At 62.5% G+C, this 7,282-nt stretch carries 6 protein-coding genes; all 6 read left to right on the plus strand.

All coding sequences use genetic code 11. From position 1 onward, the window contains the following. Window positions 1–2,811, plus strand: a 2,811-nt coding sequence (locus ACE3SN_RS15315) for a TonB-dependent receptor (protein WP_374531467.1), incomplete at its 5' end; no start/stop codon positions are given. Between the two features lie 97 nt (window positions 2,812–2,908). Then, the gene (locus ACE3SN_RS15320; RefSeq protein WP_374531469.1) at window positions 2,909–3,625 is read left to right on the plus strand and encodes a SapC family protein; all 717 of its coding nucleotides are present in this window, start codon (window positions 2,909–2,911) and stop codon (window positions 3,623–3,625) included. Continuing rightward, a complete protein-coding gene (locus ACE3SN_RS15325) occupies window positions 3,618–4,643 on the plus strand; it encodes a cupin-like domain-containing protein (RefSeq protein ID WP_374531471.1) in 1,026 nt (341 codons plus the stop codon). The genes ACE3SN_RS15320 and ACE3SN_RS15325 overlap by 8 nt, the downstream gene beginning before the upstream one ends. Further along, window positions 4,640–6,151, plus strand: coding sequence for a tryptophan halogenase family protein (locus tag ACE3SN_RS15330; RefSeq protein ID WP_374531473.1), 1,512 nt, complete (start codon window positions 4,640–4,642; stop codon window positions 6,149–6,151). Before ACE3SN_RS15325 ends, ACE3SN_RS15330 begins: the two co-directional genes overlap by 4 nt. A gap of 2 nt (window positions 6,152–6,153) precedes the next feature. After that, complete coding sequence (locus tag ACE3SN_RS15335; protein ID WP_374531477.1) at window positions 6,154–7,077, plus strand: family 16 glycosylhydrolase; 924 nt, start codon at window positions 6,154–6,156, stop codon at window positions 7,075–7,077. Window positions 7,078–7,080: 3 nt separating this feature from the next. Then, the coding region (locus ACE3SN_RS15340; protein WP_374531475.1) for a LacI family DNA-binding transcriptional regulator at window positions 7,081–7,282 on the plus strand (202 nt) is incomplete at its 3' end.

The following is a 7,282-nucleotide window of genomic DNA, read 5'->3' on the forward strand; positions in this document are numbered from 1 at the left end:
GTGGTTGATGCCATTTCCGCCGAAGACATCGGCAAGTTCCCCGACACGAACCTCGCAGAATCGCTGCAGCGCATCACCGGCGTTTCGATCGATCGCAACAGCGGCGAAGGCTCGAAGGTTACGGTGCGCGGCTTCGGGCCCGACTTCAACCTGGTTCTGCTGAACGGCCGCCAGATGCCCGCGTCCGAGCTGGGCAGCTGCTGCGCGGCGCCTGCCTCGCGCAGCTTCGACTTCGGCAACCTTGCTGCCGAAGGCGTGGCTGGCGTTGAAGTCTACAAGTCCGGTCGCGCCTCGTTGCCCACCGGCGGGATCGGTTCGGTCATCAACATCAAAACCCCGCGCCCGTTGGACCGCCCCGGGTTCCAGGGTTCGTTCGCAGTCAAGGGCGTGATCGACCACACCTTCGAAGGCACCAAGGTGACGCCGGAAGTGTCGGGCATCGTCAGCCAGACCTTTGCCGACGATACCATTGGCATCCTGATCAGCGGTTCATACCATCGCCGCAAGGCCAGCCTTGCCCAGTTCAATGCCGGGTGGCGCGAAGGCTACAGGGGCGATGAAAACAACTGGGGCTCGCTGCCGATCGACGGCAACGACTGGCGCGTCCTTTACGTCAATCCCAACCTGCTCAACCAGATCACCAACCGTCCCGGACCGACGGATGTCTACCAGGTGACCCAGAATGCCGGGTACGACTTTACCGACATCGATCGCGAGCGGATCAACGGCCAGGTCGTGCTGCAGGTCAAGCCGACCGACACGCTGACGGCGGTGTTCGATTATACCTTCTCGCAGAACACGGTAGACGCCCGCACCAATTCGATCGGGGTGTGGTTCAACCACGTCAATACCACCAGCAGCTGGACCGACGGGCCGGCCGCGGGGCCGCTGTTCTATTCCGAAGCTTTCGGCGTCGGTGAGGGCAAGGACCTCGCCATCACCGGGGCGCTTGCGGCCAATCGCAACATCAACCGCTCGGTTGGCGGCAATATCGCCTGGGATGGCCCCGGCGGTCTGCGCCTTGAACTGGATGCCCATCACTCGACCGCGGAAAGCAAGCCGACGAGTCCTTACGGCAGCAATATCGCGGTCGGCAGCGCGATCTTTGGCGTCTCTAGCCAGAAGGTTGATTTCACGACCGGCATGCCGACCATTTCGGTTGTCATGAACCCCGGCGTCGGGCTCAACGCGGCCAGCATCCAGCCTGCCGGCAACGCCTTCCGCAACGCCTACATGAAGGACGAGATCAACGAAGTTGCGCTGCGCGGCGGATATGATTTCGACAGCTCGCTCATCGAAAGCCTCGATTTCGGCGTCACCTACACGGACAACAAGGTGCGCTCGGCTTACGGCTTCCTCCAGAGCGACAGCTGGGGCGGCCTGTCGGAACTGCCGCCTTCGCTGACGCCAGACGATATCTATAATCCGATTGCCCTTCCTGGCCGGATTGCGGGCATGTCCGGGGGCGTTGGCTCCGGTGTTATCCCGACCTATTTCGAGATCAACACCGAAAAGCTGATCAACCTGCTGGAATCGACTGTCGGCGCATGCAGCCGCGCGTGGGTGGGCAAGGCCCAGCCGGGCACCTGCCTTGCGCAGTACGACACCGACCGCCGGATCCAGGAAAAGACGATTGCGCCCTATATCCAGACCAAGCACAGCTTCGATCTGGCTGGCATGCGCACCAACCTGCGGATGGGCTTGCGTTACGAACGGACCCGGATCACCTCGGCGGCGCTTGTGCCGGTGCCAACCGGCACGGTCTGGGTGTCCGACAACGAAATCGGCCTGAAATTCAGCGGCCAGTCGGGCTTCTCGACGCTCAAGGGGGAATACGAAAACTGGCTCCCCGCGTTCGACTTCGACATCGCGCCGCTCCCGGACGTCAGGCTCCGGGCCTCCTACAGCCACACCATCACCAGGCCCGACTATGCTTCGATGCAGGGCGGGATCACGGTCAACCAGCCGCTGCGTCCTGGCGGTGGCAGCACCGCGGGCAGCGGCAATCCGGGCCTGCAACCCTACAAATCGAAGAATATCGACCTGTCGGCTGAATGGTACTACGGCCCCGAAAGCTACATCTCGGTGGGCTACTTCCACAAGAATGTCAGCAACTTCATCGCCAATACGACGATCCAGGAACCGCTCTTCGACCTGAAGAACCCGGCCCAGGGCGCGGCGGTTCAGGCGGCTCGTACGGCGCTTGGCGGCAATCCGGGCTTTTCACAGATCCTGGCATGGCTGGCGGTCAACAACCCCAGCGTCGTGGAGTTCAACAACGGGGTGCCCCGCGGGATTATCGGGCAGGCAGGCGATCCGAGCGTGGTCTTCACCACTACCCGTCCCGGCAACAGCGATCGTGTCGCCAAGCTCCAGGGCTGGGAGTTCGCAATCCAGCACAGCTTCTGGGATACCGGTTTCGGCACGCAGCTGAACTACACGATCGTGAAGAGCGATACCAAGTTCGACAACACGCTGCAGTACACGGCAACCCAGTTCGCCGTAACCGGGGTGAGCGACAGCGCCAACGCGGTTCTCTACTATGACAAGAACGGCTTCCAGGCCCGCATCGCCTACAACTGGCGTGACGGCTTCCTGTCGGGCTATGGCTTCGATCCCTATTACGTCGAACCCTATGGCCAGTTCGATTTCAGTGCGAGCTGGGAATTCCGCAAGGGCATGACGGTGTTTGTCGAAGGCATCAATATCACCAAGGCGGACCGCAAGGGCCACATGCGAAACGACAAGACTGTCTTCTTCGCGGCCCCCGGTTACGCGCGCTACTCGGCAGGTTTGCGCTACACCTTCTGATCTCCTCCTGGTCAGAAGTCAGAAGGGAGCCGCGCCGCTTGCCGGAGCGGCTCCCTTCGCGCATCCTGCATCGTCCCATCCACTGCAGGTCTACACGATGAACAGCCACCAGATCCTCAATCCGACCGACCACGGCAACCTGCGCATCCGGGTTGGTGCGGGAACCGGCTTGGGCGATGGAGTGATGGCCAGCCTGGCTGTTCCGGCCGAGTTTCGGCGACTGGCCTGCGAATATCCCATCCTGTTTCGCTATGACGCCGAACGGCAGTCCTTTTCCGCATTGGCCTTGTTCGGGTTCGAACCGGGCGAGAACCTCTACATCGAGGAGGGCCGCTGGATGGCAAGTTGCCGCCCCCTGTCGATGTCCGTGCAACCCTTCCTCATCGGTCGCTCACGCGATGGCCAGGGGCCGGCGCAGGTGCATATCGACATGGCGCACCCGCGCGTTGCTGCCGATGGCGAGGGAATGGCCGTGTTCGACGCTGAGGGCAAACCCACTCCTTATCTCGATGAAGTCGCCGACATGCTCGGCGCGCTCGATGAAGGTTATCGCGCCGGGGCGGATTTCTTCGCGGCGCTGGACCGGCATAACCTGCTGGAACCATTCTCGATGGACGTAACGCTGGAAAACGGCGCCAGCCATCGGATGGTCGGCTATCATCTGATCCACGAGGAAATGGTCCGCAATCTTGAGCCGGGCGTGCTGGCCGAACTGCATGCGGCAGGCCACCTTGAACCGATTTTCATGGCCCTTGCATCACTTGGCAACCTGGCAAAACTGGTCCGCCGCAAGAGCATGCCCAGGCATGGCTGACGTTCCCGATCATCTTGCCGGACTGCCCCGTGTGGCCGAGGAAGTGGTCCGGGCAGAAGACCTCGACCTGCGCCTCGAACGAGCGGACCAGCCGTTTGTCGTTCGGGGCCTGGCAGCTGATTGGCCACTTGTGATCGCCGGGCTGCAAGGCTCCGATGCCGCGCGCGACTATCTCCTCAAGCATCGCAGAAATCGCTCTTTCCCGGCCAACTTGGGCCGCTCGGGTGGCGATGACCGGCTGTTCTACGATTCCGCCATGGCCATGAATTTCACCATGCTGCAGGCTCCGCTGGAGCAATTGCTGGCCGCCATGGCCCAGGCCGAACAAGACCCGCAAGCACCGACCCTCTACCTGTCCTCGATCGACATGAATGACTACTTCGCGGGTCTTGCCGAGGCCAACCGGTTACCGCTGGGGCAGCGCCGCCTGATCGAATCGATCTGGATTGGCACTCGGACGCGTATCGCCGCCCACAACGACATCCCCGACAACCTTGCCGTCTGCGCGGCCGGACGGCGGCGCTTCACCCTGTTCCCGCCCGAGCAGTTCGCAAACCTTTACCCTGGCCCGCTGGACAATACGCCGGCTGGCCGACCGGTCAGCATGGTCGATCTGCGCGCGCCCGACTTCCCCGCCTATCCGCGATTTCGCGCGGCCCTGGATGCGGCGCTCGTCGCCGAACTGGAACCCGGCGATGCGTTGTTCGTGCCAAGTCTGTGGTGGCACCATGTCGAAGGGTTGGCCCCGTTCAACATCCTGGTGAACTACTGGTGGCGCGACGTGCCCTATTTTCTGGGCAATCCCGAGGATGCCCTGTTCCATGCAATCCTGGCGCTGCGAGACTTGCCACAACCGGGCAAGGATCGCTGGCGCGAATTGTTCGACCATTATGTCTTTGGCGATGGAGCTGACGTGACCGACCACCTTCCACCAGCGGGACGCGGCATTCTTGCGCCCCTTACCGCTGAAACCGCGGGCCAGTTGCGGGCCCGCCTGCTGCGGGGACTTTCGCGATGAACGGGACAATGCAGGGCCAGGCTAGGCTGCGCGTCGTGATCGCGGGCGGAGGCACGGCAGGGTGGATGACCGCCGCCGCGCTTGGCGGCACCCTGGGTGAGTTGATCGATGTCACGCTTGTCGAATCGGATGCGATTGGCACGATTGGTGTCGGCGAAAGCACCATTCCCCCCATCATCCTGTTCAACCGGCTGCTCGGCATCGATGAAGCAGAGTTCATGCGGGCCACCCAGGCAACCTTCAAGCTGGGCATCAAGTTCGAGAACTGGAAAGGAGTGGGGGACAGCTATTTCCATTCCTTCGGAATCACCGGGAAGGATCACTGGTCGGCCGGATTCCAGCACTTCTGGCTTCAAGGCCAATCGGTTGGCGATGAGCACAGCTATGATGACTATTGCCTTGAGCTGAAAGCAGCCCTGGCTGGGAAGTTCGCCCACCTCCCCGACGATCGGATGAATTATGCCTACCAGCTCGATTCCGGTCGCTATGCGGCCTTTCTGCGGCAGCGCGCCGAAGCCGCCGGAGTCACGCGCGTGGAGGGGCGCATCGCTTCGGTCGAGCTCGATGGGCAAAGCGGCGATATCGCGGCGCTGAGGCTCGACGGGGACCGGCGCATCGCTGGCGACCTGTTTGTCGATTGCACGGGATTTCGTGCCCTGCTGATCGGCGGCGCGTTGCACGTCGGCTTTGATGACTGGACCCATTGGCTTCCCTGCGATTCCGCGATCGCGGTGCAAACCGCCAGCGTCCGACCCCCGGTCCCCTATACCCGCGCGATTGCCCACGATGCCGGCTGGCAGTGGCGCATTCCATTGCAGCACCGCCAGGGCAATGGCATCGTCTATTGCAGCCGCTACCTGGACAAGGCGTCCGCGCTGGAGCGACTTTTGGGTTCGGTTGAAGGCCAGGTCCTCACCGAGCCCAACGTGATCGGTTATACGACGGGGGTTCGCCGGCAGCAGTGGCACCGCAATTGCGTGGCCGTGGGCTTGTCGGGCGGATTCATGGAGCCGCTTGAATCCACCAGCATCCATCTGATCCAGCGCGCCGTGCTGCGGTTGATCAGAATGCTGCCTGCCGGGCGGATCAGCGAACGCGATGTGGCCGAGTTCAACGACCAGCAGATGGCCGACATGGAGCATATCCGCGAGTTTCTGATCCTACATTACAAGGCCACCGAACGCCGGGATTCCGCATTCTGGCGGCATTGCGCGAGCATGGATATTCCGCCTTCGCTGCGACACAGGATCGAGCTGTTCCGTGAAACGGGCCGCGTCTTCCGCCGGAACGACGAATTGTTCGCGGAAAACAGCTGGGTCCAGGTCATGATGGGGCAGGGCATCATGCCCAGGGCCTGGCATCCGTTGGCGGCCCGGTTGCAGCCACAGGAACTGGGCAAGTTCCTCGCCTCGCTCAGGGAAACGGTTGATCGCTCGGTCGCAAATCTGCCGACGCATCAGGCCTATATCGCGCGCTATTGCGCTGCCGGTTCCGCGGCCGCAGCGTGAAGATGCTTGCGATTGTCCCGCTCATCGCGGTTGCCCTCGCGGGGCCGGTCCACGCGCAGGATGGCTGGACGCTGGTTTTGTCGGACGAGTTTGACGGCGACAAGATCGACGGGTCGAAATGGGGTTTCGAAGTCGATTGCTGGGGCGGCGGCAACGAAGAACGGCAATGCTACACCCGTTCTTCCCGCAACGCGGCGATCGAGGACGGCAAACTGGTCATCATGGCCCGCCACGAACGGGTGACCGGATCGGCCTTGCCCGCGCATCTGCGGCGCGGGGCGATCAATCCGGACGCCGAGGCAACACGCGAATTCAGTTCTGCCCGCCTGACCACGAAGGGCAAGGCTGCCTGGCGCTATGGCAAGTTCGAAATTCGTGCTCGCCTTCCCCAGGGGCAAGGGACATGGCCGGGAATCTGGATGCTGCCGGAACGGGACCGCTACGGAGCCTGGGCCGCTTCGGGCGAGATCGACATTCTTGAGGCGGTCAACCTGGGCGTGCCATGCGCCAAGTGTCCTGGTGGACGGGAAAACACGATCCTTGGCACGCTCCATTTCGGCGGCGTTTCGCCCCGGAACAAGCACACGGGAGAGGAGGTTCCCTTTCCCGCGGTGCTGGACAATGAATTTCACACCTATGCGGTTGAGTGGACGCCTGACCGGATCAGCTGGCAGGTTGATGGGCAGACCTATGCCGAACGGCCCGCCTCGGCTTGGTCCACGACCGGATCTGATCGACCGGGCGCCCCGTTCGATCAGCCATTCCATCTGATCATCAACCTGGCTATCGGGGGCAAGCTTGCGGAAACGCGCGGGCTTGGCGGCGTGCGGCTCGACGGCTATCCCAAGCGCATGGAAATCGATTGGGTTCATGTCTGGCAGAGGCCCGAGGTGAATTCTCCGAAACTTGGCGCGGGGGGCCAATAGGAGATGGCAAGACGTCGCCAAGCTGTGACGATCAAGCATGTGGCGGCTGATGCCGGCGTGTCGCTGCAGACCGTCAGTCGGGTCATCAACAACGAACCCAAAGTAAGACCGGAAATGCAGCGCCGCGTTCAGGCGTCGATCGACAAGCTGGGGTATGTCCCCTCGATCGCCGCGCAGCGGATGAGCGGATCGCGGTCATACCTCA

It is taken from the genome of Novosphingobium sp. (genome assembly GCF_041915465.1).
Lineage (GTDB): Bacteria > Pseudomonadota > Alphaproteobacteria > Sphingomonadales > Sphingomonadaceae > Novosphingobium.

Excerpts from the sequence above, each read along its gene's own strand:
- ACE3SN_RS15320 (WP_374531469.1), top strand. The coding sequence starts at position 2,909 with ATGAACAGCCACCAGATCCTCAATCCGACCGACCACGGCAACCTGCGC.
- ACE3SN_RS15330 (WP_374531473.1), top strand. The coding sequence starts at position 4,640 with ATGAACGGGACAATGCAGGGCCAGGCTAGGCTGCGCGTCGTGATCGCG.
- ACE3SN_RS15325 (WP_374531471.1), top strand. The coding sequence starts at position 3,618 with ATGGCTGACGTTCCCGATCATCTTGCCGGACTGCCCCGTGTGGCCGAG.
- ACE3SN_RS15335 (WP_374531477.1), top strand. The coding sequence starts at position 6,154 with ATGCTTGCGATTGTCCCGCTCATCGCGGTTGCCCTCGCGGGGCCGGTC.